Annotated in this window: 29 protein-coding genes; 21 read left to right on the forward strand and 8 right to left on the reverse strand. The window is 52.3% G+C overall.

The features are described from left to right. Positions 1 to 246: 246 nt before the first annotated feature. Positions 247 to 630, forward strand: coding sequence for an autonomous glycyl radical cofactor GrcA (grcA, locus tag EOS98_RS05965; RefSeq protein WP_000627811.1), 384 nt, complete (start codon positions 247 to 249; stop codon positions 628 to 630). A gap of 61 nt (positions 631 to 691) precedes the next feature. Here grcA and eamB read toward each other — a convergent pair whose 3' ends face one another. After that, positions 692 to 1,279, reverse strand: a complete 588-nt coding sequence (gene eamB, locus EOS98_RS05970) for a cysteine/O-acetylserine transporter (RefSeq protein WP_000188414.1) — start codon at positions 1,277 to 1,279, stop codon at positions 692 to 694. Between the two features lie 102 nt (positions 1,280 to 1,381). Between eamB and EOS98_RS05975 the strand changes: the two genes are divergently transcribed. After that, positions 1,382 to 2,281, forward strand: coding sequence for a LysR family transcriptional regulator (locus EOS98_RS05975; RefSeq protein ID WP_079945187.1), 900 nt, complete (start codon positions 1,382 to 1,384; stop codon positions 2,279 to 2,281). Positions 2,282 to 2,298: 17 nt separating this feature from the next. On the opposite strand, the gene srmB is transcribed toward EOS98_RS05975, so the two are convergent. After that, positions 2,299 to 3,633, reverse strand: coding sequence for an ATP-dependent RNA helicase SrmB (gene srmB / locus EOS98_RS05980; protein WP_000219174.1), 1,335 nt, complete (start codon positions 3,631 to 3,633; stop codon positions 2,299 to 2,301). 130 nt (positions 3,634 to 3,763) lie between these two features. On the opposite strand from srmB, the gene trmN reads away from it, so the two are divergent. Beyond that, the gene (gene trmN / locus EOS98_RS05985; protein WP_126523909.1) at positions 3,764 to 4,501 is read left to right on the forward strand and encodes a tRNA(1)(Val) (adenine(37)-N(6))-methyltransferase TrmN; all 738 of its coding nucleotides are present in this window, start codon (positions 3,764 to 3,766) and stop codon (positions 4,499 to 4,501) included. Here trmN and nadB read toward each other — a convergent pair. Continuing rightward, the gene (nadB, locus tag EOS98_RS05990) at positions 4,486 to 6,108 is read right to left on the reverse strand and encodes an L-aspartate oxidase (RefSeq protein ID WP_000989181.1); all 1,623 of its coding nucleotides are present in this window, start codon (positions 6,106 to 6,108) and stop codon (positions 4,486 to 4,488) included. The two genes, trmN and nadB, sit on opposite strands and share 16 nt — an antisense overlap. A 263-nt stretch (positions 6,109 to 6,371) precedes the next feature. Here nadB and rseD point away from each other — a divergent pair, with 263 nt between their 5' ends. The 12 genes from rseD to acpS all read left to right on the forward strand — a co-directional run bounded on the left by rseD (position 6,372) and on the right by acpS (position 15,982). After that, the gene (gene rseD / locus EOS98_RS06000) at positions 6,372 to 6,536 is read left to right on the forward strand and encodes a rpoE leader peptide RseD (protein WP_014344135.1); all 165 of its coding nucleotides are present in this window, start codon (positions 6,372 to 6,374) and stop codon (positions 6,534 to 6,536) included. Next, positions 6,533 to 7,108 carry an RNA polymerase sigma factor RpoE gene (gene rpoE, locus EOS98_RS06005; protein WP_000003307.1) on the forward strand — a complete coding sequence of 192 codons (576 nt, stop codon included), beginning with the start codon at positions 6,533 to 6,535 and terminating at the stop codon, positions 7,106 to 7,108. Before rseD ends, rpoE begins: the two co-directional genes overlap by 4 nt. A 31-nt stretch (positions 7,109 to 7,139) precedes the next feature. Further along, a complete protein-coding gene (gene rseA, locus EOS98_RS06010; protein WP_001168374.1) occupies positions 7,140 to 7,790 on the forward strand; it encodes an anti-sigma-E factor RseA in 651 nt (216 codons plus the stop codon). Further along, positions 7,790 to 8,746 carry a sigma-E factor regulatory protein RseB gene (gene rseB / locus EOS98_RS06015; protein ID WP_000812021.1) on the forward strand — a complete coding sequence of 319 codons (957 nt, stop codon included), beginning with the start codon at positions 7,790 to 7,792 and terminating at the stop codon, positions 8,744 to 8,746. The genes rseA and rseB overlap by 1 nt, the downstream gene beginning before the upstream one ends. Beyond that, complete coding sequence (gene rseC, locus EOS98_RS06020; RefSeq protein WP_000589087.1) at positions 8,743 to 9,222, forward strand: SoxR-reducing system protein RseC; 480 nt, start codon at positions 8,743 to 8,745, stop codon at positions 9,220 to 9,222. The genes rseB and rseC overlap by 4 nt, the downstream gene beginning before the upstream one ends. A gap of 250 nt (positions 9,223 to 9,472) precedes the next feature. After that, the gene (lepA, locus tag EOS98_RS06030) at positions 9,473 to 11,272 is read left to right on the forward strand and encodes a translation elongation factor 4 (protein WP_000790154.1); all 1,800 of its coding nucleotides are present in this window, start codon (positions 9,473 to 9,475) and stop codon (positions 11,270 to 11,272) included. A gap of 16 nt (positions 11,273 to 11,288) precedes the next feature. After that, positions 11,289 to 12,263, forward strand: coding sequence for a signal peptidase I (gene lepB, locus EOS98_RS06035; protein ID WP_000002559.1), 975 nt, complete (start codon positions 11,289 to 11,291; stop codon positions 12,261 to 12,263). A gap of 273 nt (positions 12,264 to 12,536) precedes the next feature. Further along, on the forward strand, positions 12,537 to 13,217 hold the full coding sequence (rnc, locus tag EOS98_RS06040) for a ribonuclease III (RefSeq protein WP_001068341.1): 681 nt from the start codon (positions 12,537 to 12,539) through the stop codon (positions 13,215 to 13,217). After that, positions 13,214 to 14,119, forward strand: coding sequence for a GTPase Era (gene era / locus EOS98_RS06045; protein WP_000102230.1), 906 nt, complete (start codon positions 13,214 to 13,216; stop codon positions 14,117 to 14,119). Before rnc ends, era begins: the two co-directional genes overlap by 4 nt. Positions 14,120 to 14,130: 11 nt before the next feature. After that, positions 14,131 to 14,859, forward strand: coding sequence for a DNA repair protein RecO (gene recO, locus EOS98_RS06050; protein ID WP_000399380.1), 729 nt, complete (start codon positions 14,131 to 14,133; stop codon positions 14,857 to 14,859). 11 nt (positions 14,860 to 14,870) lie between these two features. After that, positions 14,871 to 15,602, forward strand: a complete 732-nt coding sequence (gene pdxJ, locus EOS98_RS06055) for a pyridoxine 5'-phosphate synthase (RefSeq protein WP_000818969.1) — start codon at positions 14,871 to 14,873, stop codon at positions 15,600 to 15,602. Further along, the gene (acpS, locus tag EOS98_RS06060; RefSeq protein ID WP_000986043.1) at positions 15,602 to 15,982 is read left to right on the forward strand and encodes a holo-ACP synthase; all 381 of its coding nucleotides are present in this window, start codon (positions 15,602 to 15,604) and stop codon (positions 15,980 to 15,982) included. Before pdxJ ends, acpS begins: the two co-directional genes overlap by 1 nt. Before the next feature lie 111 nt (positions 15,983 to 16,093). On the opposite strand, the gene EOS98_RS06065 is transcribed toward acpS, so the two are convergent. Further along, complete coding sequence (locus tag EOS98_RS06065; protein ID WP_001196291.1) at positions 16,094 to 16,354, reverse strand: YfhL family 4Fe-4S dicluster ferredoxin; 261 nt, start codon at positions 16,352 to 16,354, stop codon at positions 16,094 to 16,096. 37 nt (positions 16,355 to 16,391) lie between these two features. After that, a complete protein-coding gene (locus EOS98_RS06070; RefSeq protein ID WP_001022463.1) occupies positions 16,392 to 17,318 on the reverse strand; it encodes a LysR family transcriptional regulator in 927 nt (308 codons plus the stop codon). A gap of 115 nt (positions 17,319 to 17,433) precedes the next feature. Here EOS98_RS06070 and EOS98_RS06075 point away from each other — a divergent pair, with 115 nt between their 5' ends. Further along, positions 17,434 to 18,630: an OFA family MFS transporter gene (locus EOS98_RS06075; protein WP_001276365.1), complete on the forward strand. Its 1,197-nt coding sequence runs from the start codon at positions 17,434 to 17,436 to the stop codon at positions 18,628 to 18,630. Between the two features lie 21 nt (positions 18,631 to 18,651). Next, positions 18,652 to 19,569, forward strand: coding sequence for an oxidoreductase (locus EOS98_RS06080; protein WP_126523910.1), 918 nt, complete (start codon positions 18,652 to 18,654; stop codon positions 19,567 to 19,569). 38 nt (positions 19,570 to 19,607) lie between these two features. Here EOS98_RS06080 and EOS98_RS06085 read toward each other — a convergent pair whose 3' ends face one another. Next, the gene (locus EOS98_RS06085; protein ID WP_000995703.1) at positions 19,608 to 20,456 is read right to left on the reverse strand and encodes a MurR/RpiR family transcriptional regulator; all 849 of its coding nucleotides are present in this window, start codon (positions 20,454 to 20,456) and stop codon (positions 19,608 to 19,610) included. A gap of 115 nt (positions 20,457 to 20,571) precedes the next feature. On the opposite strand from EOS98_RS06085, the gene murQ reads away from it, so the two are divergent. From murQ to tadA, 4 genes are read left to right on the forward strand one after another with little or no spacing between them, the layout of a single operon-like run. After that, positions 20,572 to 21,465 carry an N-acetylmuramic acid 6-phosphate etherase gene (gene murQ / locus EOS98_RS06090; RefSeq protein ID WP_001048535.1) on the forward strand — a complete coding sequence of 298 codons (894 nt, stop codon included), beginning with the start codon at positions 20,572 to 20,574 and terminating at the stop codon, positions 21,463 to 21,465. A 10-nt stretch (positions 21,466 to 21,475) separates the two neighbouring features. After that, the gene (locus EOS98_RS06095; RefSeq protein ID WP_001630389.1) at positions 21,476 to 22,837 is read left to right on the forward strand and encodes a PTS transporter subunit EIIC; all 1,362 of its coding nucleotides are present in this window, start codon (positions 21,476 to 21,478) and stop codon (positions 22,835 to 22,837) included. Positions 22,838 to 22,840: 3 nt separating this feature from the next. Next, the gene (yfhb, locus tag EOS98_RS06100; RefSeq protein WP_000253558.1) at positions 22,841 to 23,476 is read left to right on the forward strand and encodes a phosphatidylglycerophosphatase C; all 636 of its coding nucleotides are present in this window, start codon (positions 22,841 to 22,843) and stop codon (positions 23,474 to 23,476) included. Between the two features lie 24 nt (positions 23,477 to 23,500). Beyond that, a complete protein-coding gene (gene tadA, locus EOS98_RS06105) occupies positions 23,501 to 24,052 on the forward strand; it encodes a tRNA adenosine(34) deaminase TadA (protein ID WP_001134565.1) in 552 nt (183 codons plus the stop codon). A gap of 50 nt (positions 24,053 to 24,102) precedes the next feature. On the opposite strand, the gene mltF is transcribed toward tadA, so the two are convergent. After that, entirely contained in the window at positions 24,103 to 25,647 is a 1,545-nt protein-coding gene (gene mltF / locus EOS98_RS06110; RefSeq protein WP_127821149.1) for a membrane-bound lytic murein transglycosylase MltF, read from the reverse strand. Beyond that, the gene (locus EOS98_RS06115; protein WP_001667158.1) at positions 25,648 to 25,878 is read right to left on the reverse strand and encodes a hypothetical protein; all 231 of its coding nucleotides are present in this window, start codon (positions 25,876 to 25,878) and stop codon (positions 25,648 to 25,650) included. Between the last annotated feature and the right edge of the window lie 8 nt (positions 25,879 to 25,886).

Here is a 25,886-nt window from a genome sequence, read left to right on the forward strand (position 1 = left end):
CAAAAACGGTTACCTACAAAAGATAGTTGAAAATTTATGTAAAAAGTTTATAGGTCTGAATGGTGTAAGTTGATGTAAAACAATAAATTCCCTTCATCACCCTTTTTATGGTGTGGTTTTTATTGATTTAAATCAAAGAATGAAGGGTGATCGAAGGGTATATATACACTCAAGCAACAATGGTTTTACCAATTGGCCGGGATTAGGCCGACCGAAATCAAATAATTTTGCCTGGGGAGGCATCACATGATTACAGGTATCCAGATTACTAAAGCCGCTAACGACGACCTGCTGAATTCCTTCTGGCTGCTGGACAGCGAAAAAGGCGAAGCGCGCTGCATCGTTGCAAAATCCGGCTTTGCTGAAGATGAAGTTGTGGCTGTCAGCAAACTGGGCGAGATTGAATACCGTGAAATTCCGATGGAAGTTAAACCGGAAGTACGCGTTGAAGGCGGTCAGCATCTGAACGTTAACGTTCTGCGTCGTGAAACTCTGGAAGATGCGGTTAAGCATCCGGAAAAATACCCGCAGCTGACTATTCGTGTTTCTGGTTATGCGGTGCGTTTTAACTCCCTGACGCCGGAACAGCAGCGCGACGTTATCGCTCGTACCTTTACCGAAAGCCTGTAAGGCTTATCCGGTAATAACAAGCGGAAGAGGCCGGGCCTTTTCCGCTTTTGTTTTATTTGGGTCAGTAAAAAATCCGCACCGCGCAGTACACCAGCAGTAACGCCAGAATGATATTTAACTGGCGACCATAATGGCGAAACGCCCGCTGAAACAGATGTCCCGCCAGCGCCCAACACACATTACCGAACGTGCCGATCAATGCCAGCAATATACTGACGCCGATGACCCAGTTCAGCGCCTGCGTTTGCGGTAAAACAAATGTAGACAGAGCGGTAATGCCGTACAGAATAATTTTGACGTTCACAAACTGCAGGCCAAAGCTTACCCAAAAGCCAACCGGTTTTGGTCTGGCGTTCTCATCCGCCGCTGGACTGGTGGCAATTTTCCACGCCAGCCACAGGATATACGCAGCCCCCACCCAACTGAGTAAATGAATGATTGCCGGATCGATAACCGCAAGGGAAAACGCGATCCCGGCGCACAGCAGCATGACGACCAAAAATCCCAGACTCATACCTGCCAGTACACGAATACTCTGCCGAAAACCATGTGCAGTTGCTGCGCTAAGCGCGAGAATATTGTTTGGGCCGGGGGTAAGGGCGGTGATTAATGTATAAGTCCAGAAAGCGCTTAAAAGCATCGGTGTCACTTGTCATCTCCTCTGTTTTAGCAGACAGTACCCGATATGAAATATTTAAAAAAATGAATGTTTTTTAATTCTGAATTCGAGATTTTCGATAGGTTGGTGGTCATGGATCTGCGTCGGTTTATTACGCTGAAAACGGTAGTGGAAGAGGGCTCGTTTCTGCGGGCTTCGCAAAAGCTGTGCTGCACTCAGTCGACAGTAACTTTTCATATTCAACAGCTTGAACGTGAGTTTTCCCTGCAACTGTTCGAGAAAATAGGGCGCCGAATGTGCCTGACCAATGAGGGGAAAAAGCTGATGCCGCATATCCATGAACTGACGCGTGTGATGGAGTCGATTCGTAAAGCCGCAAGACAGGATGCGGAACCCGGCGGAGAGCTGCGCGTGGCGACAGGTGAAACCTTACTGGCGTACAAAATGCCGCAGGTTTTACAACGTTTTAAGCTGCGAGCGCCGAATGTCAAATTGTCGCTACAGTCGCTGAATTGCTATGTGATACGTGATGCGTTGCTGAATGACGAGGTCGATCTGGGCGTTTTTTATCGCGTAGGTAATGATGACGCGCTCACGATGCAGCAACTGGGGGAGCAGTCGCTGGCGCTGGTGGCCTCTCCACTGCTACAGGATGCTGATTTTACGCAGCCAGATCAGCATATCCCCTGCAGCTTCATCATCAATGAACCGCAATGTGTCTTCCGCCAGCTATTTGAAAGTACGCTACGGCAGAGGCGGATTACGCTGGAAAACACCATTGAACTGTGGAGTATTGAAAGTATTAAACAGTGTGTGGCTGCTAACCTGGGCATCAGCTTTTTACCACGTTTTACCGTTGAACGAGAACTTAGTACCGGTCAGTTGAAAGAGCTGCCGTTTGGCGCGCCGTCGCTATCGATCATGGCGCTGTGCGCCCATCATGCCGGGAAAGCGGTCAGCCCGGCAATGCAGATATTTATGCAGTGTATGGAGGCGTGTTTTACCGTGGAAGATAAAAAAATGCCGGGTTAACGAACCCGGCATTATCATCACTCTTCGCTGGATTGCTCCTGCATTTTTGTACCGCTTGGCTTGCGGCGCTTACCGATATTTTTTGTATCGCGGTGACGTTTCTTCACGCGCGGCTTCTCTTTTTCTTTCTCTTTTTTCTTCTCGGCGCGTTTCGCCAGCACTTTTTTCGACGGTTTGCCGGTCAGCTTTTCGCTTGGCGCACGCGTGGTCGGGCGAAGCTCATCAATGACGCGCGCTTTTAGCGGCTCTTCGATGTAGCGACCGATTTTCAGCAGCAACAGATGGTCGTGGGCTTCTACCAGCGAGATTGCAGTGCCTTTGCGACCCGCACGGCCTGTACGACCAATGCGATGCAGATAGGTATCGCCACTGCGCGGCATGTCGAAGTTAATAACGTGGCTGACGTCAGGAATATCAATCCCGCGTGCCGCGACGTCGGTCGCGACCAGGACGTTAACGCGACCGTCGGTGAGACGCTTAATACCTTCGTTACGTTTGATCTGCGCCATCTCACCTTCAAGATAGCAATTGTTGATCCCTGCCAGACGCAGCGTTTCAGCCAGTTCATGGACGCGTTCACGTTTACGTACAAACACGATAGAACGGGTTGCATCGTCTTGTTTTAGCAGGTGCTTCAACAGCGCAACTTTATGTTCGAAATTGTCGGCACGGTAGTACCACTGGTGAATTTTCTTACGCTCGCGGGTTGACGGATTGGCGGAAACCTCAACCGGGTCTTCCAGCAGACGCTCGGCAAAATCTTTAATCGCATCGCCTTCCAGCGTGGCGGAGAACAGCATCGTCTGTTTACGCCAGCGGGTCTCACCAGCGATATGTTCAATGTCCTGAGCGAAGCCCATGTCGAGCATCCGGTCAGCTTCGTCAAGGATCAGTGTTTCAACCGCCCGGCAGTCAAAGTTCTCTTCTTTTATATATTGCAGCAGACGGCCCGTCGTGGCGACCACGATATCCTGGTTTTCGCTAAACACTTCAGCATGGTTCATATAGGCCACGCCGCCGGTAATCGTGGCGATATCCAGATGAGTATGCTTAGCCAGTTCACGAGCGTGATCGGCAACCTGCATTGCCAGTTCGCGGGTTGGCGTCAGGATCAGAATGCGCGGCGGCCCCGATTTTTTACGCGGAAAGTCGAGCAGGTGCTGCAACGCCGGCAGCAGATATGCCGCCGTTTTACCGGTGCCTGTCGGCGCAGAACCGAGTACATCACGGCCATCGAGCGCAGGCGGAATGGCGGCAGCCTGAATGGCGGTCGGGCGAGTGAAACCTTTATCCTGGAGGGCATCCAGCAGGCTTTCGTCGAGTTCAAGTTCGGAAAAAGTCGTTACAGTCATGTTCTACCTCTGTGTGGGGCGCTGATTATAGACGTTACGGCCGCAATCTTCATCTGTTTGTATGGATATCCCTTCTCAGGTATTGTTTTCACTCGGCGCTGTCGCCGTTTTTTTGCAAGGTTGTTTTTACATGTCTCAGTCTGGCTCCGTTCTTCGTCGTAACGGATTTACGTTTAAACAGTTTTTTGTCGCACACGATCGGTGTGCGATGAAAGTGGGAACTGACGGTATTTTACTCGGGGCGTGGGCGCCGGTCGCGGATGTAAAGCGAATTCTGGATATCGGTACTGGAAGCGGTCTGCTGGCGTTAATGCTGGCGCAGCGGACGGATGACAATGTGCCTATTGACGCCGTGGAACTGGATGCCGGGGCTGCCATGCAAGCGCAGGAAAACGTGGCTCACTCTCCCTGGCCGCATCGAATAACGGTGCATACTGACGATATTCAGAGTTGGGCGCCTCGCCAGACGGTACGCTTTGATCTTATTATCAGCAACCCGCCTTATTACGAACCCGGTGTGGAATGCGCCACGCCGCAGCGGGAGCAGGCGCGTTACACCGCTACGCTGGATCACCAGACGTTATTGGCTATTGTGGCGGATTGTATTACCGAAGATGGCTTTTTTTGCGTAGTCTTGCCGGAACAAATAGGTAACGCTTTTACGCAGCAAGCGCTCAACATGGGATGGCATTTGCGGCTACGTACTGACGTTGCGGAAAACGAAGCGCGCTTGCCGCACCGGGTTTTGCTCGCATTCTCCCCACAAGCCGGGGAGTGCTTTAGCGACAGATTAGTAATTCGCGGGTCAGACCAGCATTATTCTGAAAGTTATACGGCGCTGACCCAGGCATTTTATCTGTTTATGTGAGGCGTTAACGGCGAAAGGATCGATGGGCCTGATTCAGCCAGTTGTTGCGGATAATCCAGCGTAAAGTGCAGCCCCCGGCTCTCTTTACGCATCATCGCGCAACGCACAATCAGTTCGGCCACTTGCACCAGATTGCGCAGCTCCAGTAAATTATTCGAGACGCGAAAGTTGGCGTAATATTCGTCAATCTCTTGTTGCAACATGGTAATACGCCGTAGGGCGCGCTCCAGCCGTTTCGTCGTGCGCACAATGCCCACATAGTCCCACATCAGCAGGCGCAGTTCGTGCCAGTTATGCTGAATCACCACCCGCTCATCGGCGTTCTCCACGCGGCTTTCATCCCAGGCGGGAAGGGCGTCAACGCTGTGGACAGAAGGCATTCGCCTGTCGATATCCATTGCTGCGGACCAGCCGTACACTAAGCATTCCAGCAACGAGTTGGACGCCATACGGTTAGCGCCGTGCAGGCCGGTGTAACTGACTTCGCCAATGGCATATAAGCCGTCTACATCGGTACGACCATAATCATCGACGACCACGCCGCCGCAGGTATAGTGCGCGGCAGGAACAATGGGAATCGGTTCTTTGGTTAAATCCATCCCCAAATCGAGCAGTTTCGCATAGATCATCGGGAAGTGCTGGCGGACAAAATCGTCAGGCTTGTGGCTGATATCGAGAAACATACAGTCTGCGCCGAGTCGTTTCATCTCATGGTCAATAGCGCGGGCGACAATATCGCGCGGCGCCAGTTCCCCGCGTTCGTCAACGTCCGGCATAAACCGTGAACCGTCCGGACGTTTAAGGTATGCGCCTTCGCCACGCAGCGCTTCGGTAAGGAGAAAATTACGCGCCTGCGGGTGATAAAGGGCGGTGGGATGAAACTGGTTAAATTCCAGATTAGCGACCCGACAGCCTGCGCGCCAGGCCATCGCGATACCGTCGCCGGAGGAAATATCCGGGTTAGTGGTATATTGATACACCTTTGAGGCGCCGCCGGTCGCCAGCACCACCGACTTCGCATGACAGGTTTCAACCCACTCTTTATTGCGATTCCAGATCCAGGCGCCGACGACCCGGCGAGGCCCCGGCAGACCCATTTTATCGGAGATAATTAAATCAACGGCGTTGCTGCGTTCCAGCACCTGAATATTAGGATGATTTTGCGCCCGACTGACCAACGTGGTTTCGACTTCCTTTCCGGTAGCGTCGGCGGCATGAAGGATACGGCGATGACTATGGCCGCCTTCACGCGTGAGATGATAGCTCTCCTTGCCGTTTGGCTGGACATGCGTATCAAACAGGACGCCCTGATCGATAAGCCACTGCACGCAGGTACGGGCGTTGCTGGCGACAAACTCCACCGCGTGGCGATCGCAAATTCCGGCGCCGGCAATCAGCGTATCTTCGACATGCGACGCAATACTGTCGGTTTCATCAAACACGGCGGCAATACCGCCCTGCGCATAAAACGTGGAGCCCTCGCTCACCGGCCCTTTACTCAGGACGATAACCTTATGCTTTTCAGCCAGACGCAGCGCCAGCGAGAGTCCGGCCGCGCCGCTGCCGATAATTAACACATCACAGGACAGTTCAGGAGTTGTCATCATGGTTCTTGTTTAATTTACTAAACATGGTTGCGGCAGATTAGCACTATATGGCGCTAAAAAGCACGTTATGATTTCGCTGGTGTTGTGCTTATTAAACATAAAATAAAAATACGGCGAGAGATAAACGGCAAAAAATATTTTATAGGGCAGGGTGTTAGCGTCGGATTTTGTAGTGAAATAAAGATGCTGTTAGGTTACTCTGCAAACGACGAAATGGGCATTTCTGTACAGATAGTGCGTTGTTCAGCATCTGTAGACTTATAATGGAAGATAAGACCTGTCTACAACATGACAAACAAAAACAAATGCGTAACGGAACTTTACGAAACATAGACACTCTAACCTGTTGCTTGCTCATAGTGCGGCTTATGGAGTGGCGTTTCGAAAGCGCGTGGAAATTTGGTTTGGGGAGACATTACCTCGGATGAGCGAGCAGTTAACGGACCAGGTCCTGGTTGAACGGGTCCAGAAGGGAGATCAGAAAGCCTTTAACTTACTGGTAGTGCGCTACCAGCATAAAGTGGCGAGTCTGGTTTCCCGCTATGTGCCATCGGGCGACGTTCCCGATGTCGTACAGGAATCATTTATTAAGGCCTATCGCGCGCTGGATTCTTTCCGGGGGGATAGCGCTTTTTATACCTGGTTGTATCGTATTGCGGTCAATACCGCGAAGAACTACCTGGTTGCGCAGGGGCGTCGTCCGCCTTCCAGTGATGTAGACGCGATTGAAGCAGAAAACTTTGAAAGCGGCGGCGCGCTGAAAGAAATTTCGAACCCTGAGAACTTAATGTTGTCAGAAGAACTGAGACAGATAGTTTTCCGAACTATTGAGTCCCTCCCGGAAGATTTACGTATGGCAATCACCTTACGGGAGCTGGATGGCCTGAGCTATGAAGAGATAGCGGCTATCATGGATTGTCCGGTGGGGACGGTGCGTTCACGTATCTTCCGGGCGCGGGAAGCTATTGATAATAAAGTTCAACCGCTTATCAGGCGTTGACGATAGCGGGATACTGGAAAAGGTATTAGGCATGCAGAAAGAAAAACTTTCCGCTTTGATGGATGGCGAAACGTTGGATAGTGAGCTGCTCAAAGCGCTTACGCACGACCCGGAAATGCAGAAAACCTGGGAGAGTTATCACCTGATCCGCGATTCAATGCGGGGGGATACGCCTGACGTTCTCCATTTCGATATATCCGCTCGCGTGATGGCCGCTATTGAAAACGAGCCAGTACGTCAGGTGTCGCCATTAATCCCTGAGGCCCAACCCGCTCCGCAGCAATGGCAGAAAATGCCGTTCTGGAAAAAAGTGCGTCCGTGGGCGGCGCAGCTTACCCAAATGGGCGTGGCGGCGTGCGTTTCACTTGCAGTTATCGTCGGTGTCCAGCACTATAATGGGCAATCTGAAACATCCCAACAACCTGAAACGCCGGTTTTCAATACCCTGCCTATGATGGGGAAAGCCAGCCCGGTAAGTCTGGGAGTGCCTTCTGAAGCAGCGCCTGTCGGCAGTCAGCAACAGCAGGTACAGGAGCAGCGTCGTCGCATTAATGCCATGTTGCAGGACTATGAACTGCAGCGCCGACTGCACTCCGAGCAGCTTCAGTTTGAGCAGGCGCAAACCCAGCAAGCCGCGGTACAGGTGCCAGGAATCCAAACTTTAGGAACGCAATCGCAGTAATGAAGCAACTTTGGTTTGCCATGTCCCTTGTGGCGGCTAGCCTGTTCTTCTCAGTAAACGCCTCGGCCGACCCTGCGTCCGGGGCGTTATTGCAGCAGATGAACATCGCCAGTCAGTCACTGAATTACGAGCTGTCATTCGTCAGCATCACGAAACAAGGCGTTGAATCTCTACGTTATCGACACGCACGCCTGGATAGTCGCCCGCTTGCGCAATTGCTACAGTTGGACGGTCCCCGCCGGGAGGTCGTACAGCGTGGTAATGAAATCAGTTATTTTGAACCGGGCCTTGAGCCGTTCACCCTGAACGGTGATTATATTGTCGATTCTCTGCCTTCCCTGATTTACACCGACTTCAAGCGCCTGGCGCCTTACTACGACTTTATTTCTGTCGGACGCACCCGTATCGCAGACAGATTGTGCGAAGTTATCCGCGTTGTGGCGCGCGATGGTACGCGTTACAGCTATATCGTCTGGATGGACATGGACACCAAACTGCCGATGCGCGTTGATCTGCTGGATCGCGATGGCGAGACGCTGGAGCAGTTCCGCGTTATTGCGTTCACGGTGAGTCAGGATATCGGCAGCAACATGCAGGCGCTGGCGAAGGCGAATCTGCCGCCGCTGCTTTCTGTTCCCGGTGGCGAAAAAACGAAATTTAACTGGAGTCCATCCTGGGTACCGCAAGGCTTTAGCGAAGTTTCCAGCAGCCGTCGTCCGTTGCCGACGATGGATAACCTGCCTATCGAATCGCGGCTTTATTCTGACGGTCTGTTTAGCTTTTCCGTCAATGTGAACCGGGCGACGCAAAACAGCAGCGATCAGATGCTGCGCACCGGGCGCCGAACGGTTTATAGCAGCGTTCGCGACAACGCGGAAATCACCATTGTCGGCGAGCTTCCGCCGCAAACGGCGAAGCGCATTGCCGACAGTATCAAATTCAGGGCAGTACAATGATTAAAGAGTGGGCAACCGTTGTCTCCTGGCAGAATGGTCAGGCGGTGGTGAGCTGCGACGTTAAAGCGTCATGCAGCAGCTGCGCCTCCCGTGCGGGATGCGGCAGTCGCGTGCTGAATAAATTAGGGCCGCAAACCACGCATACCATTGTTGTGCCAAGCGCGGAGCCGCTGGCGCCGGGGCAGAAAGTCGAGTTGGGCATCGCCGAAAAAAGCCTTTTAGGTTCGGCGTTGCTGGTCTATATGTCGCCTTTAGCGGGGCTATTTCTTTGTGCGGCGCTTTTTCAGATGCTGTTTGGATCTGACCTTGCCGCATTAAGCGGGGCCGTGCTGGGCGGCGTGGGCGGTTTTCTGGTTGCCCGCGGCTATTCCCGAAAACTGGCGGAGCGCGACGCCTGGCAGCCGGTGATTTTAAACGTTGCCCTCCCGCCGGACCTTGTTCGCGTCGAAACTACCTCAATAGAAACGCGCCAGTAAACGTTTTGCCCAACGGTACACCTGCCGCGTTGGGGTGTTGTCCCGATAAGCATGCGCTTTTCCTGCGTTGCGGTGTTTTACAGGGAAAAGCGAGGCGTTTTCCAGTTCCCGCTCTCCTTACACTATGAACATTTCCTCGCCTTAGCGTTGTAGTGTAGAATGCGGCGTTTCAGTTAAAACAGACGTTAAGCTCAGAACAGCGACCTCTAAAGTCTGGTCAACCAGGCGTAAGGCATAATAATTTATCTCTATGAAGAACATACGTAACTTTTCGATCATTGCTCACATTGACCACGGTAAATCGACGCTGTCTGACCGTATTATCCAAATCTGCGGTGGCCTGTCTGACCGTGAAATGGAAGCTCAGGTACTTGATTCGATGGATCTTGAGCGTGAGCGCGGTATTACTATTAAAGCCCAGAGTGTGACGCTGGATTTTAAAGCGTCTGATGGTGAAACTTATCAACTGAACTTTATCGACACGCCGGGACACGTTGACTTTTCCTATGAAGTTTCCCGTTCGTTAGCCGCCTGCGAGGGCGCGCTGCTGGTGGTGGATGCCGGCCAGGGCGTAGAAGCGCAAACGTTGGCGAACTGCTACACCGCGATGGAAATGGATCTTGAAGTGGTGCCGGTGCTTAACAAGATTGACCTGCCGGCCGCCGATCCGGAGCGTGTGGCGGAAGAAATCGAAGACATTGTCGGTATCGATGCGACGGACGCGGTACGCTGCTCCGCCAAAACGGGTGTCGGCGTGACGGATGTTCTGGAACGCCTGGTGCGCGATATCCCGCCGCCGCAAGGCGATCCGGACGGCCCGCTGCAGGCGCTGATTATTGACTCCTGGTTCGATAACTACCTGGGCGTGGTATCGCTGGTGCGTATTAAAAACGGCACCATGCGTAAAGGCGACAAAATTAAAGTGATGAGCACCGGGCAGACCTACAACGCTGACCGCCTGGGGATCTTCACGCCAAAACAGGTTGATCGTACCGAGCTGAAGTGCGGCGAAGTAGGCTGGCTGGTCTGCGCCATTAAAGATATCCTCGGCGCGCCGGTTGGCGATACCTTAACCTCAGCGCGTAACCCAGCGGAAAAAGCGTTGCCGGGCTTTAAGAAGGTGAAACCGCAGGTCTATGCAGGTCTGTTCCCGGTCAGCTCCGACGATTATGAAAGTTTCCGCGACGCGCTCGGCAAGCTGAGCCTGAACGATGCCTCACTGTTTTATGAACCGGAAAGCTCCTCGGCGCTGGGCTTTGGTTTCCGCTGCGGCTTCCTCGGCCTGTTGCACATGGAGATCATTCAGGAGCGTCTGGAACGCGAATACGATCTGGATCTGATCACCACTGCGCCGACCGTGGTGTATGAAGTAGAAACAACGGCGAAAGAGACTATCTATGTTGATAGCCCCTCCAAGCTGCCGCCGTTGAATAACATTTATGAACTGCGCGAGCCTATCGCCGAATGTCATATGCTGTTACCACAAGCCTATTTAGGTAACGTTATTACGCTGTGTATTGAGAAACGCGGCGTACAAACTAACATGGTATATCACGGTAACCAGGTCGCGTTGACCTATGAAATCCCGATGGCGGAAGTGGTGCTCGACTTCTTTGACCGTCTGAAATCAACGTCGCGTGGCTATGCGTCTCTGGATTATAACTTCAAGCGCTTCCAGGCTTCCGATATGGTGCGTGTTGATGTGTTAATCAACAACGAGCGTGTCGATGCGCTGGCGCTGATCACGCACCGTGATAACTCGCAAAGCCGTGGTCGCGAGCTGGTGGAGAAAATGAAAGATTTGATTCCACGCCAGCAGTTTGATATCGCGATTCAGGCGGCGATTGGTACGCATATTATTGCCCGTTCGACGGTAAAACAGTTACGTAAAAACGTGCTGGCGAAGTGCTACGGCGGCGATATCAGTCGTAAGAAAAAACTGCTGCAGAAACAGAAAGAAGGTAAGAAACGCATGAAGCAGATCGGTAACGTCGAGCTGCCTCAGGAGGCGTTCCTCGCCATTCTGCATGTCGGTAAAGACAATAAATAATCCCTAAGGAGTTGGCATGGCGAACATGTTTGCCCTGATTCTGGTGATAGCCACACTGGTGACGGGCATTTTATGGTGCGTTGATAAGTTTGTTTTCGCGCCAAAACGTCGGGCGCGCCAGGCTGCCGCGCAAACGGCGTCGGGAGATGCGCTGGATAACGCTACGCTCAATAAAGTGGCGCCTAAGCCGGGCTGGCTGGAGACCGGGGCGTCGGTTTTCCCGGTTCTGGCGATCGTTCTGATCGTTCGTTCATTTCTTTATGAACCCTTTCAGATCCCGTCAGGCTCAATGATGCCGACACTGCTTATCGGCGATTTTATTCTGGTGGAAAAATTTGCCTACGGCATTAAAGATCCGATCTACCAGAAAACCCTGATTGAAACCGGTCATCCAAAGCGCGGGGATATTGTGGTATTTAAATATCCGGAAGATCCTAAGTTAGATTACATCAAACGCGCCGTCGGTTTGCCGGGCGATAAAATCACTTATGATCCGGTTGCGAAAGAGGTGACGATTCAGCCAGGCTGTAGCTCCGGTCAGGCGTGCGAAAACGCGCTACCGGTTACCTACTCTAACGTTGAGCCGAGCGATTTTGTACAGACCTTTGCCCGCCGTAACGGCGGAGAAGCGACCAGCGGTTTCTTTGAGGTTCCGCTAAACGAGACAAAAGAAAACGGCATTCGCCTGACCGAACGTAAAGAGACGTTAGGCGATGTGACCCACCGCATCCTGATGGTGCCGATAGCTCAGGATCAGTTGGGCATGTATTACCAACAGCCAGGACAACCGCTGGCGACCTGGGTTGTACCGCCGGGGCAATATTTCATGATGGGCGACAACCGCGATAACAGCGCGGATAGCCGTTACTGGGGATTTGTTCCGGAAGCGAATCTGGTCGGTAAAGCGGTCGCTATCTGGATGAGCTTTGACAAGCAGGAAGGGGAGTGGCCGACAGGCGTACGCCTGAGTCGTATCGGCGGTATTCACTAACTGTGACGAAATGATCGCTCACGCTGCCGTCTTTTTAGCGGCAGCGTGAATTATTTCCTGGATAAATTCCCTCAGACTAACGACATCCCCTGTCGTTGTGTATAGAATATTCCCCCGAAGTTTTAGGTTGGCGCCGTTTGGTCGCCACGGCACACGAAACAGCGTTGGTTATAGACAACCTTCTTTCCGCTGCAGCGATGCGGCAGGACAGATGACGTGTATCAGGTCTGTTTCGTGTGCTGGATTGTTGACGCATTCATTTATTGGTATCGCATGAACCCCATCGTAATTAATCGGCTTCAACGGAAGCTGGGCTACACTTTTAATCATCAGGAGCTGTTGCAGCAGGCATTAACTCACCGCAGCGCCAGCAGTAAACATAACGAACGCCTGGAATTTTTAGGCGATTCAATCCTGAGCTTCGTTATCGCTAACGCGCTTTATCACCGTTTTCCACGGGTGGATGAGGGAGATATGAGCCGTATGCGCGCCACGTTGGTACGTGGTAATACGCTGGCGGAATTAGCCCGTGAATTTGATTTAGGCGAGTGCCTGCGTTTAGGGCCGGGCGAATTAAAAAGCGGCGGATTTCGTCGGGAGTCCATTCTGGCGGACACCGTTGAAGCGTTAATCGGCGGAGTATTTCTCGATAGCAATATCCAGACCGTCGAGCAGTTAATCCTTAACTGGTATAAAACCCGTCTGGATGAGATAAGTCCGGGCGATAAACAAAAAGATCCTAAAACGCGCTTGCAGGAGTATTTGCAGGGTCGCCATCTGCCGCTGCCATCTTACCTGGTTGTGCAGGTACGCGGCGAGGCGCACGATCAGGAATTTACTATCCACTGCCAGGTCAGCGGCCTGAGCGAACCGGTGGTTGGCACGGGTTCCAGCCGTCGTAAGGCGGAGCAGGCTGCCGCCGAACAGGCGCTGAAAAAACTGGAGTTGGAATGAGCACTGACAAAACTTACTGCGGATTTATTGCCATCGTCGGACGTCCGAACGTTGGCAAATCCACCTTGCTGAACAAACTGCTTGGGCAGAAGATTTCGATCACTTCCCGTAAAGCGCAGACCACGCGCCACCGCATTGTCGGTATTCATACCGAAGGCCCGTATCAGGCAATTTATGTCGATACCCCGGGACTGCATATGGAAGAAAAGCGCGCCATTAACCGTTTGATGAATAAGGCGGCGAGCAGTTCGATTGGCGACGTTGAGCTGGTGATTTTCGTTGTGGAAGGCACCCGTTGGACGCCGGACGACGAAATGGTCCTGAACAAACTGCGCGATGGCAAAGCGCCGGTTATTCTCGCCGTTAACAAAGTGGATAACGTGCAAGAAAAAGCCGATTTGCTGCCGCACCTCCAGTTCCTGGCAAGCCAGATGAACTTTCTTGATATCGTACCGATCTCTGCTGAAACGGGTATGAACGTCGATACCATTGCCGGTATCGTGCGTAAACATTTACCGGAAGCTATTCACCACTTCCCGGAAGATTACATCACCGATCGCTCTCAGCGCTTTATGGCGTCTGAAATCATTCGTGAAAAGCTGATGCGTTTTCTCGGCGCCGAGCTGCCGTATTCCGTTACCGTTGAGATTGAACGTTTTGTTACCAACGAACGCGGCGGCTATGATATCAACGGGCTAATCCTCGTCGAGCGCGAAGGGCAGAAGAAGATGGTGATTGGCAACAAAGGCGCCAAAATCAAAACCATTGGTATTGAAGCGCGTAAAGACATGCAGGAGATGTTCGAAGCGCCGGTACACCTGGAATTGTGGGTGAAAGTGAAATCCGGCTGGGCCGATGACGAACGCGCTCTGCGCAGTCTCGGTTACGTAGACGATCTGTGAGTTAACACAGCGTGGAAGGGTGGCAGCGCGCATTTGTCCTGCACAGTCGCCCCTGGAGCGAAACCAGCCTGATGCTGGACGTCTTCACGGAAGAATCGGGGCGCGTGCGCCTTGTCGCCAAAGGCGCGCGATCTAAACGTTCCAATCTGAAAGGCGCGTTGCAGCCTTTTACGCCGTTATTGCTACGCTACAGCGGACGCGGCGAGGTGAAAACCCTGCGCAGCGCCGAGGCAGTTTCTCTGGCGCTGCCGTTAAGCGGTATTACGCTCTATAGCGGCCTGTATATCAACGAACTCCTCTCTCGCGTACTGGAATATGAAACGCGCTTCTCCGAACTCTTTTTTGATTATCTGAACTGTATTCAGGCGCTGGCGGGAACCACCGGCTCGCCTGAACCGGCGTTGCGACGTTTCGAACTGGCGTTGCTGGGACATCTGGGGTATGGCGTCAATTTCACCCACTGTGCAGGCAGCGGCGAACGGGTGGATGACACCATGACCTACCGTTACCGCGAAGAAAAAGGCTTTTTCGCCAGCGTCGTCATCGATAACAACACCTTTACCGGACGGCACCTGAAAGCGCTGGAGGCGCGGGAATTTCCGGATGTAGATACCCTGCGTGCCGCTAAACGCTTTACCCGTATGGCATTAAAGCCGTATCTTGGGGGAAAACCGTTAAAAAGCCGGGAGCTGTTCCGGCAATTTATGCCCAAACGCACAGTAAAAACGAAGAAAGATTAACGAGGATTGTCATGGCTGAATTACTGTTAGGCGTCAATATTGACCACATTGCCACGTTACGTAATGCGCGCGGCACCGACTATCCGGATCCGGTACAGGCGGCGTTTATTGCTGAACAGGCAGGCGCGGACGGCATTACCGTACACCTGCGCGAAGATCGTCGCCACATTACCGATCGCGATGTGCGCATTCTGCGTCAGACGCTGCATACGCGTATGAATCTGGAGATGGCGGTGACCGAAGAGATGCTGGCGATCGCCGTAGAAACCAGGCCGCATTTCTGTTGTCTGGTGCCGGAAAAACGCCAGGAAGTCACCACCGAAGGCGGCCTGGATGTGGCCGGACAGCGCGATAAAATGCGTGATGCCTGTGCGCGCCTGGCGGCGGCTGGCATCCAGGTTTCGCTCTTTATCGATGCCGATGAAAGGCAAATCAACGCGGCGGCGGAAGTCGGCGCGCCGTTTATCGAAATCCATACCGGCTGCTATGCCAACGCAGAAACCGATGCGGAACAGGCAAAAGAGCTGGCACGTATTGCCAGCGCCGCGACCCTGGCAGCCCGTCTGGGGCTAAAAGTAAATGCGGGTCATGGCCTGACCTACCATAACGTCAAAGCTATTGCCGCACTGCCGGAAATGCACGAGCTCAATATCGGTCATGCCATTATTGGTCGGGCGGTGATGACGGGGCTGAAAGAGGCGGTGGCTGAAATGAAACGTTTGATGCTGGAAGCGCGCGGCTAATGGCGATTCTCGGCCTGGGAACGGATATTGTAGAGATTGCCCGCATTGAGGCAGTGATCTCCCGTTCCGGCGAACGTCTGGCAAGGCGTGTGCTCAGTGACAACGAGTGGGCTATCTGGGAGACGCATCAGCAGCCGGTGCGTTTTCTCGCCAAGCGTTTTGCGGTCAAAGAGGCGGCAGCGAAAGCTTTTGGCACCGGCATCCGCAACGGTCTGGCGTTTAATCAGTTCGAAGTGTTTAACGATGAGCTGGGAAAACCACGTTTGCGGCTGTGGGGCGAGGCGTTAACGCTGGCGGAAAAACTCGGTGTGGCGCACATGCATGTCACGTTGGCCGATGAACGCCATTACGCCTGCGCTACGGTCATTCTGGAGAGTTAGATTTGTCGGATGGCGGCGTAAACACGTTATCTGACCTACAGGCCGATATATTGTCGGCCTGATAAGCATAGCGCCATCAGGCATTGTTGCGTTGGAAGTGCGTTAACCCGCTTACAGTTTATCTGCGTGATGCATCAGAACAAACTTATCCCACAACTGTTCTTCGGTTTCGACATGGGCGGGATCCTGCAAAATCGTATTGGGGATCGGACAGACTTTCTGACAGGTCGGCGTTTCGTAATGGCCTACACACTCGGTGCATTTGTCGCTGTTAATCTCATAAATGCTGTCGCCCATTGAAATCGCCTCATTCGGGCACTCCGGCTCGCACATATCGCAGTTGATGCATTTTTTGGTGATTAACAGCGCCATCAGGAAATTCTCAGAAACAACATAAATCGGGCGGGCATTATACGCCTATTTTCTGCTCGGGCCAGCTCTTTTCTGGCGCTGATTTGTTATCTACAGTGTAAAAATTTTTGATCTGCTTGAGCAGGCAGATGGTTGCGTTATCCAGTGAAAGGTCATTACTGTGCACCAGCATGACAGGAATAAAGAATGCGGGGATGCCCAGTGAAACCAGGCGAACATTTTTGGGTGTCGATAAATGGGTTAGCGAGCGGGTAATAAATGCGATGCCAATCTGCGCTTCGGCATACTCAAGGCATGAGTAGTGGTTATCCAGTTCGCAGATGACGTTAGGAACGACTTTGCGGTTATTAAATTCTGTGGTGATGATCCCTCTTAATAGCAGAGAGTCATTAAGCACGATAATGGGCTGGTCGTTTAAATCTTTTAGATGCAGACGTTCGCGTGTCGCCAGAGGATGAGAAAGTGGGATTGCAGCGATAATTTCATCTTCAAACAGCATGGTAGAGCTTAGCTGGGCAGGGAGCGCTGTTCGATAAACAATGCCAATATCAACGGCGCTATCCGTCAGCTTTTTAATGGTTTGCTCAGTTGAGAACTCTTTAACATTTAAAGATATTTCCGGATGGTGCGCCATAAAGTTGCGAAAAGCGGGCAGGACCAGGTAGCTGCCTGACACCCCGATTGAAATAGTATCGCGCTGTTGATCCTGATAGGGAAGAAGTTCATTTTCGGCATTTTTTAAATCCAGCATTATTTTGTTAGCGTGTCGTTGCAAAATAATGCCTGCTTTTGTTAATTTAATTCCTCTGCCTTTTCGCTTAAATAATATTGTTTTAAGTGATGACTCAAGTTGTTTGATTTGCTGACTTAATGATGGCTGAGTGATAAACAGGCGACTGGCTGCCCGACCATAATGTAATTCATCACACAATATCAGGAAGGAGTGTAGTTGTTTGATATTCATTAAAATTTAATGCCAATCGATTGGGTTTTGTTATAACGATTATAAAAAATACCAAATTGTTTGCCTATTTTGCTTTTTTTAAACTGTGATCAGTGCATTTTAAAAAGGGAAAATTATGTCGGCATCAATCAACCGCTGGGGAATGCTTGCCGCTCACGTGTGCATCAATTTTGTGCTCGGGGGCGTCTACGCATTTAGCTATTTCAAAACACCACTCATGGCGCAATATCACTGGGATCCGGCTACGCTGGCGTTAGCATTCTCTATCAACATGGGGATCATTCCTTTACCGATGATTTGGGGCGGGAGAATGATCGACAATGGTAAAGGAAAGCAGGCGATAGTTATCGGCGGTATCCTGTTTTCTTTAGGTTTTATCTTGTCCGGGTTTGTGGATAATTTGCCCATGCTGTTTTTAACCTACGGCGTCATTGCCGGGTTGGGATCGGGCCTGGCTTTTACGGGTAATCTTAATAATATTCTGAAATTTTTCCCCGACCGTCGCGGTCTGGCCAGCGGTATCGTACTGGCGGGTGTTGGCGTCGGGACGCTACTTTGCACCCGCCTGGCCGAATATTTTATGGCGCAAACTCACGATGTTAGTCGGGCGTTGTTATATCTGGGTATTGTTTATCTGGTGGTTATTTTTATCGTCCAGTTCTTTATTCGTAGCGCGCCAGCAAAAGATAGCGGAGGAATTAAAGCCTCGCCACTGGATAAAGACTATCGGCACATGCTGAAAGATCTGCGCTTCTGGCTGCTGTTTATGATTCTGGCGCTGGGCGTGTTCTCTGGGATGGTAATTAGCTCAAGTTCTGCGCAAATTGGTATGACGCAGTACGGTTTACTGTCCGGTGCATTAGTCGTTAGCCTGGTCTCGATATTTAACTCGATCGGTCGCCTGTTCTGGGGAGGGTTAACCGATAAATTAGGCGGCTATAATACGCTGGTTATTGTTTATCTTTTTACCTGCGTCTGTATGCTGCTGCTGTTGTTCTTCAACGGTAATACTTCGGTATTCTATTTCAGCGCTCTGGGCGTGGGCTTTGCTTATGCCGGTATATTAGTTATCTTCCCTGGCTTGACCAGCCAGAATTTTGGTATGCGTAACCAGGGACTAAACTACGGCTTTATGTATTTTGGTTTTGCCGTCGGTGCGGTTATTGCTCCTTACGTCACGTCCGCTATTGCAAAATATACCGGAAGCTACAATACAGTATTTATTTTGACAACGGTGCTATTGCTTATTGGAGTCGTGTTGACCCTGATAACGAAAAAATATGTCGCAACGGTTTTAGCCAAAATTCATTAATCAGATAATAAGGAAATAAAAATGAAAATTGCAATCGCAGGTGCAGGCGCTATGGGATGTCGTTTTGGCTATATGCTGCTGGAGGCCGGGCACGACGTGACGCTTATCGATGGTTGGCAGGAGCATGTCGACGCTATTCGTAGCAAGGGGTTGTTTGTCGAAACGGAAATGACTCAGAAGTATTACCCCATCCCTGCTATGTTGGCTGATGAATCCCAGGGGGAGTTTGAGCTGGTTATTCTGTTTACCAAAGCCATGCAGTTGGATAGCATGTTACAGCGTATTAAGCCGCTGCTGCCAGCCGCGAAGGTCGTGATGATTTTATCTAACGGCCTGGGAAATATCGAAACCCTGGAGAAATATGTCGATCGGCAGAAAATCTATGCGGGTGTGACGTTATGGTCCAGCGAACTGGAGGGGGCTGGGCATATTATGGCCACCGGTACCGGAACGATTGAACTGCAGCCGATAGCCAGCCAGGATTCGGCTCAAGAGGCTAAGGTCATTGCCACCCTTAATAGCGCTGGATTGAATGCTGAAATAAGCCCTGACGTATTATTATCGATCTGGAAGAAAGCAGCCTTTAATAGCGTAATGAACACCTATTGCGCGCTACTGGATTGTAATGTCGGCGGATTTGGTCAGCGGCCTGGTGCTTTAGATTTAGCGCAAGCGGTAGTTGATGAGTTTGTATTGGTTGCTGCCAGCCAGAATATTCCGTTGACTGAGCAAATGGTGATGAATACGGTGAAGAAAGTGTTCGATCCGCGTGAGAGCGGCCACCACTATCCTTCTATGCATCAGGATTTACATAAAGGCCGACTGACTGAAATCGACTATTTAAATGGTGCGATTGCGCGAATCGGCGCTCAGAACAATATTGCCGTACCGGTTAACAAACTCCTGACGCAATTGATTCACGCTAAAGAAACGCAATAAACTTGATGGCTCTTCTGCATGAGGCGGAAGAGCCATTTTCAAACCAGTTTTTTTACCAGCGCCTCGCTATGGCGAATACGCTCCGGCGCCCGCTCTAAATCCTGTTGTACCAGCGCCATAAACAGTAAGTCGGTCAACATCATTTGCGCATGTGTCGAGGAGATAGCGGCGCTACGCGTCGCTTGCTCTTCGGCAATCGTATACAGACAGCGGGTGGCGCGCTGCTGCAAGGCGTTGGGAGAAAAACCGGTAATGGCCAGGATTTTCGCGCCTGCGCGTAATGTTTCGTCCGCCGCCAGGTTCAGCTCGCGCCGTTCCCCGGAATAAGAGATCGCCAGCAGCAGATCCTCCGGCGCCAGCGCCTGCACCGTCGCCAGCAGGGCGTGCATATCGCGCTCAACCACCGCGTTAATGCCAATCTTCAGTAGCTTCCAGGCAAAATTTTGCGCCACCAGCCCAGAGGCGCCAATCCCGGTGATCACAATACGGCGGGCGTGGCGCAGCATCGTGACGCTTTCTAACAGCTTTTCTTCACTGTTAACGTCCAGCGTGGCGTGCATCGCCGCCACATTCTCTTTAATTAATTTTTCCCCGACCAGGCGCATCGGATCGTCGCCGCGAATCTGGTTATGAACGGGAACGGAATGCGGATTAGGATTGCTGGCCAACGCTTCGCTGAGAGCCAGTTTCAACGCCGGAAACCCTTTAAACCCCAGTTTTTGCGCGAACTTGACTACGCTGGATTGGCTGACGCCCGCTTCAGCCGCCAGTTGCTGCGAGCTCAGATGCCGCGCCGTATCCGGTTGCGCGAGCAGATAATCCGCCAGTTTCCTGTCGCTTTGCGCGAGATCCGGATAACGCTGGCGAATACGAATCAAACAGTTCATGGGCAGCTCCTGCGAAACGTGATGGCGACGACAAAACGAAATTTCACTCGCCTGGGGGAATATTCTATTCCATCATGGACGCTTATTATGAATTAAAAATTCCAGAGGGACAAAAATGAATCTTGGTACCTTAGTGTCTGAAACCCGTAACCCGCAAACGATGGATCTGGATGCGTTGCCTACTCCTGAATTAGTTAAGCGTTTTAATGAACAGGATACGCGGGTAGCGGAAGCGGTAAAAGCCACTCTGCCTGACGTTGCGCGTGCGGTGGATGCCGCTGCGGCGGCGCTGAAGTCTGGCGGACGTATCATCTATATGGGCGCGGGCACCAGTGGTCGGCTTGGCGTTCTGGATGCCTCAGAATGCCCCCCGACGTTTGGCGTTCCGCACGGTCTGGTCGTCGGGCTGATTGCCGGCGGGCCGGGCGCGTTGCTGAAAGCGGTCGAAGGCGCGGAAGACAGCCAACAGGCAGGCGAAGACGATCTTGTCGCGCTAAATCTGCAAGAACAGGATCTGGTCGTGGGGCTCGCGGCGTCGGGTCGTACACCCTATGTGATTGGTGGCCTGCGCTATGCGCGACAGTCCGGTTGTACCACTGTTGCCGTCTCCTGTAATCCAGATTCGCCTATTGCGCGGGAGGCTAATATCGCCATTTCGCCCGTTGTCGGGCCGGAAGCGCTTACCGGCTCCACGCGGCTGAAATCCGGCACCGCGCAGAAAATGGTGCTCAATATGATTTCTACCGGCGCGATGGTGAAGTTCGGCAAGGTCTATCAAAACCTGATGGTGGATATGAAAGCCACCAACGTCAAACTGGTCGATCGCGCGTGTCGGATGGTCGTTGAAGCGACCGGGATAGGTCGTGAAGAGGCGGAAACGTTGCTGAAACAGACCGATTTTGAGGTTAAGCCCGCCATTTTGATGGCGCTTACGGGGCTGGATGCTGCAGCCGCCAGGGAAAAACTCGCCGCTCATCAGGGCTTTTTAAGGGCGGCGTTAGAACACTAAAGAGGTGTGTATGGATAAGACGGCAGCGCTCGCCAGCGACATTTTACGTGGTATCGGCGGAGAGCAAAATATTCTGCGCCTGGAAAACTGTATGACGCGAGTCAGGGTGGAGGTACAGGACGACAGCCAACTGGATATTCCGCGCTTAAAAGCGTTGCCTGGCGTCAGTGGATACGTAAAGCAAGGGGAGCAACATCAGCTGATCGTTGGGCCGGGGAAGGCTGCGCAGGTGGTTGATGCGATGCGCGTGCAGATTGCCGCAGGTGGTGTAAAGCCGGATGACGCTATGGCGCGTACCAAATCCGAGGCGAAAGCGAAGTATAAAGCGCCGATGAGCGATGCGTTGCGTAAGCTGGCGAATGTTTTTATTCCGCTTATCCCTGCCTTTATCGCATCCGGCTTGATTACCGGCATTATCAACATTCTTAAACGTCCGGATATCGTCGGCGATGTTGCCGTCCATTATCCTAACCTGCTGGGCCTGATGGGGATATTTGGTAGCGCGGTATTCGCTATCATGAACATTCTGGTTGGCGTCAATACCGCGAAAGTCTTTGGCGGATCGCAGGCGTTAGGCGGCGTGATGGCGGGGATCCTTTCCAGCCCGCAACTGGCGCAGATTACGCTCTTTGGCGAGGCGCTTCAGCCGGGACGGGGCGGCGTTATCGCCGTCCTGCTGGTGGTGGCGTTAATGTGCTGGATTGAGCGCCAGTTCCGTAAGCTGCTGCCGGGGTCGCTGGAGTTAATTCTTAACCCTTTATTGACGACTGTTATCACCGGCGCGGTAGCGATTGTCGCTCTGCAACCGCTTGGCGGCTGGATTTCAGACGCTATCGCTCACGGCGCGTCCTGGGCTATCGATCGCGGCGGTTTTCTGGTGGGCGCGGTGTTAGCCGGAACCTTCCTGCCGTTGGTACTGACCGGGCTGCATCAGGGGCTGGTGCCTATTCATGTGGAGCTGGTGCAAGCGCACGGCTATAACGCGCTGTTTCCCATCCTGGCGATGGCGGGCGTTGGTCAGATAGGCGCGGCCATTGCCGTACTGATGAAAACCCGCAATGTGCGGCTCAAAAAGGTGATTAAAGGCGCGCTTCCGGTCGGACTGCTGGGGATTGGCGAGCCGCTGATTTTTGGCGTCACGCTGCCATTGGGTAAGCCATTTATTGGCGCTTGCCTCGGCGGCGCGGTAGGCGGGGCGTTGATCAGCTACTGGAAAGTGGCGACGGTAATTACCTTTGGTATTTCCGGTTTGCCGCTGGCATTAACAATTGTTGCCGGAAAAGTCCTGTTCTATCTGTTAGGCTATTTAATAGCGGTAATTGCCGGGTTTATTTTTACTTGGCTGCTGGGGTTCAATGATCCAGAGGAGTAAGGTTTGGTCAGCCACGAGCGTCGTGTCGTCTTTTTTGATTTGGATGGAACGTTACATCAACAGGATATGTTCGGCAGTTTTCTGCGTTATTTGCTGCGCCGTCAGCCGCTAAATGCGCTGCTCGTACTGCCGTTGTTGCCCATTATCGGTATCGGTTTACTGGTAAAAGGGCGTGCGGCCCGCTGGCCGATGAGTCTGTTATTGTGGGGCTGTACTTTTGGCCATAGCGAAACGCGTTTGCAGGCGCATCAGGCGGATTTTGTCCGTTGGTTTCGCGCTAACGTCACGGCGTTTCCGGTTGTACAGGAGCGTCTGACCACCTATCTATTGAGCTCTGACGCGGATATCTGGCTTATTACCGGTTCTCCGCAATCATTGGTAGAGCAAGTCTATTTTGATACGCCGTGGCTGCCGCGCGTTAACCTCATCGCCAGCCAGATGGCGCGACGGTATGGCGGCTGGGTATTAACCGTGCGCTGTCTGGGCCATGAAAAAGTCGCGCAACTGGAACGTAAAATCGGTACGCCGCTGCGTCTTTATAGCGGCTACAGCGACAGCAAACAGGATAACCCGCTGCTTTATTTTTGCCAGCATCGCTGGCGGGTGACGCCGCACGGCGAGTTGCAGCAGCTCGAATAGTGAAACGCATAGCGTCTGTGTATAATGCCGCCCGCTTTCATTACCGGAGTTACCTCTTTGTCTGATGTCGAATTAGATCACGAATACTGGATGCGCCACGCGCTGACGCTGGCGAAACGCGCCTGGGACGAACGCGAGGTTCCGGTTGGCGCGGTATTGGTGCATAACCATCGTGTCATTGGCGAAGGCTGGAACCGACCCATTGGCCGCCACGATCCTACTGCGCATGCTGAAATAATGGCGCTGCGTCAGGGCGGTCTGGTATTGCAGAATTACCGGTTACTGGATACCACGCTGTATGTTACGCTGGAACCCTGTGTGATGTGCGCAGGCGCTATGGTGCATAGCCGCATTGGACGCGTTGTCTTTGGCGCGCGCGATGCAAAAACCGGCGCGGCCGGATCGCTAATTGATGTGCTGCACCATCCGGGAATGAATCACCGGGTCGACATTATTGAAGGGGTGCTGCGCGATGAATGTGCGACGCTGCTCAGTGATTTTTTCCGTATGCGTCGTCAGGAAATTAAAGCCCTGAAGAAAGCCGACCGTGCGCAAGGCGCGGGGCCGACAGTATAGCGCAATGCCGGATAAGAGGTTACGCGTCGCCATCCGATAAGACCACCGCGCTATTTTTCTTCTTTCTTCTGCGGCGTAAACAGTAAAGACGGCGAATGCGTCAGGTAGCCTGATGACTGCGATAAAAACGACAGGAGGGGAAAGGGCGCTTTATTCAGCTCCTCCGGCGACACCGCCGGGTAATCCTGCGCCAGTTTCATGGCTTCCGCTTCCTGCTTTTCTTTTTCCTGCAAATACCCCACTAAACTTATCTGGTATTTACGGATATTTTCCACATAAGCATAAGCCTCATGTCCACGCGCGTAACCGTAGGTTAGCTTACTGTAATACGGTTTTTGGCTTAACAGAGGCAAACGCTGCTTCACATCGGTCCAGCTATCCGGATTGCCTTTGGTTTTTACCGTCAGCGATCTGGCATCGAGCATGTGCGCATAACCCATATTGTAGGCGGCTAAGGCAAACCAGATACGCTCGTCTTCCGGAACGGTTTCGGGAACTTTAGCCATCATATCTTCAAGATAGCGAGCGCCGCCGCTGATGCTTTGCTCCGCATCGGTACGGTCGGTCAGCCCCAGACTTTGGGCGGTATTTTTAGTCAGCATCATCAGGCCGCGCACGCCGGTTGGCGAGGTCGCCAGCGGGTCCCAGTGTGATTCCTGATAAGAAATCGCCGCCAGCAGGCGCCAGTCTATCTCTTTGGCATATTTTTTAAATAACGGTTCCAGCTCCGGCAGGACGTTATCCACCGCTCGCAGGAAAGAGCGGGTATCAACGTAGTCGAAATCATCGCCATGTCCCAGATATTTCTCTTCGATCCGCGCCAGAGAACCGTCTTCATTGATCGAATTGAAAAAATCGAGCAGCGCGGCGGAGAGCGTACTATCGTCGTCCAGTCGGCTAAACCAGGTCACGGGCTGTTCATCCGTGACGTCCAGCGCCACGGCCAGTTCGGGATGGACGCGCTGAAACAGACTGATCGCCACTGAATCGGCAATGGTGTAATCCAGTTTGCCGCTGATGACCTCTTCCAGCAGCGTCGTCGAGCCTTTTTTATCATCCACTTTCCAGCTCAGGTCGGGAAACTTTGTCTCTTTTAAACGCTGTAAATCATTGACCACGACGTGCCCTGGCGCAATGGTAAGCTGATTCTCGTTAACGGTCGCCAGCGAACGTGGGCGATATTGTCCGACCCGGTAGACGAGCTGTTGCGAAACTGAATAATACATGGGGCCGGGCTGATAGTTTTTAACGCGTGCGCTGTCGTAGACCAGCCCAGCCGCGAGCAGGTCGGCATTGCCGTTATCCAGATCGTCAAACAACTGGCTGATATTCTGGCGCACCGTCACTTTCAGCTTCACGCCGAGATAGTTGGCGAACTGCTGCGCCAGTTCATAGTCCAGACCATATTTTTTACCGTTGATAACGGAATAGGTTAATGGCGAGTCGATCGTACTGACGCGCAGTACCCCCCGGGCTTGAATCGCGGCGATATGGTTTTCGGTTTTACCGAACCAGGGGATTGAGGGCCAAAGGGCTGCTGCCAGCAGCAGCGTCAATATGCCGATGAACAGATAATTAATCTTTAATTTTTTCAATTAGTTAATTCTCTGGATCGTGCGTTGCCTCGGGCTGAAAAAGATGTTTTGCTGCAATAGATAAGTCATTAATGAGCGGCATTTTGCGTAACAATGCGCCAGTTGGCAACTTATTCGCAACGATAGCCGCACCGTATGACAAGAAAAAGCGGTGATTTTATTTCTACGCAAACGGTTTCGTCGACGCGTCAGATTCTTTATAATGACGGCCGTTTCCCCCCTTGCGCACACCGAAGCTT

Origin of the sequence: Salmonella sp. SSDFZ69, assembly GCF_004010755.1 — a bacterium.
Classification (GTDB): Bacteria; Pseudomonadota; Gammaproteobacteria; order Enterobacterales; family Enterobacteriaceae; genus Salmonella; species Salmonella enterica.

Bases quoted from the DNA above. Each gene is read 5' to 3' on its own strand.
- grcA (WP_000627811.1), top strand. From the start codon at position 247: ATGATTACAGGTATCCAGATTACTAAAGCCGCTAACGACGACCTGCTG.
- EOS98_RS05975 (WP_079945187.1), top strand. From the start codon at position 1,382: ATGGATCTGCGTCGGTTTATTACGCTGAAAACGGTAGTGGAAGAGGGC.
- srmB (WP_000219174.1), bottom strand. From the start codon at position 3,633: ATGACTGTAACGACTTTTTCCGAACTTGAACTCGACGAAAGCCTGCTG.
- trmN (WP_126523909.1), top strand. From the start codon at position 3,764: ATGTCTCAGTCTGGCTCCGTTCTTCGTCGTAACGGATTTACGTTTAAA.
- nadB (WP_000989181.1), bottom strand. From the start codon at position 6,108: ATGATGACAACTCCTGAACTGTCCTGTGATGTGTTAATTATCGGCAGC.
- rseD (WP_014344135.1), top strand. From the start codon at position 6,372: ATGGAAGATAAGACCTGTCTACAACATGACAAACAAAAACAAATGCGT.
- rpoE (WP_000003307.1), top strand. From the start codon at position 6,533: ATGAGCGAGCAGTTAACGGACCAGGTCCTGGTTGAACGGGTCCAGAAG.
- rseA (WP_001168374.1), top strand. From the start codon at position 7,140: ATGCAGAAAGAAAAACTTTCCGCTTTGATGGATGGCGAAACGTTGGAT.
- rseB (WP_000812021.1), top strand. From the start codon at position 7,790: ATGAAGCAACTTTGGTTTGCCATGTCCCTTGTGGCGGCTAGCCTGTTC.
- rseC (WP_000589087.1), top strand. From the start codon at position 8,743: ATGATTAAAGAGTGGGCAACCGTTGTCTCCTGGCAGAATGGTCAGGCG.
- lepA (WP_000790154.1), top strand. From the start codon at position 9,473: ATGAAGAACATACGTAACTTTTCGATCATTGCTCACATTGACCACGGT.
- lepB (WP_000002559.1), top strand. From the start codon at position 11,289: ATGGCGAACATGTTTGCCCTGATTCTGGTGATAGCCACACTGGTGACG.
- rnc (WP_001068341.1), top strand. From the start codon at position 12,537: ATGAACCCCATCGTAATTAATCGGCTTCAACGGAAGCTGGGCTACACT.
- era (WP_000102230.1), top strand. From the start codon at position 13,214: ATGAGCACTGACAAAACTTACTGCGGATTTATTGCCATCGTCGGACGT.
- pdxJ (WP_000818969.1), top strand. From the start codon at position 14,871: ATGGCTGAATTACTGTTAGGCGTCAATATTGACCACATTGCCACGTTA.
- acpS (WP_000986043.1), top strand. From the start codon at position 15,602: ATGGCGATTCTCGGCCTGGGAACGGATATTGTAGAGATTGCCCGCATT.
- EOS98_RS06065 (WP_001196291.1), bottom strand. From the start codon at position 16,354: ATGGCGCTGTTAATCACCAAAAAATGCATCAACTGCGATATGTGCGAG.
- EOS98_RS06070 (WP_001022463.1), bottom strand. From the start codon at position 17,318: ATGAATATCAAACAACTACACTCCTTCCTGATATTGTGTGATGAATTA.
- EOS98_RS06075 (WP_001276365.1), top strand. From the start codon at position 17,434: ATGTCGGCATCAATCAACCGCTGGGGAATGCTTGCCGCTCACGTGTGC.
- EOS98_RS06080 (WP_126523910.1), top strand. From the start codon at position 18,652: ATGAAAATTGCAATCGCAGGTGCAGGCGCTATGGGATGTCGTTTTGGC.
- EOS98_RS06085 (WP_000995703.1), bottom strand. From the start codon at position 20,456: ATGAACTGTTTGATTCGTATTCGCCAGCGTTATCCGGATCTCGCGCAA.
- murQ (WP_001048535.1), top strand. From the start codon at position 20,572: ATGAATCTTGGTACCTTAGTGTCTGAAACCCGTAACCCGCAAACGATG.
- EOS98_RS06095 (WP_001630389.1), top strand. From the start codon at position 21,476: ATGGATAAGACGGCAGCGCTCGCCAGCGACATTTTACGTGGTATCGGC.
- tadA (WP_001134565.1), top strand. From the start codon at position 23,501: ATGCCGCCCGCTTTCATTACCGGAGTTACCTCTTTGTCTGATGTCGAA.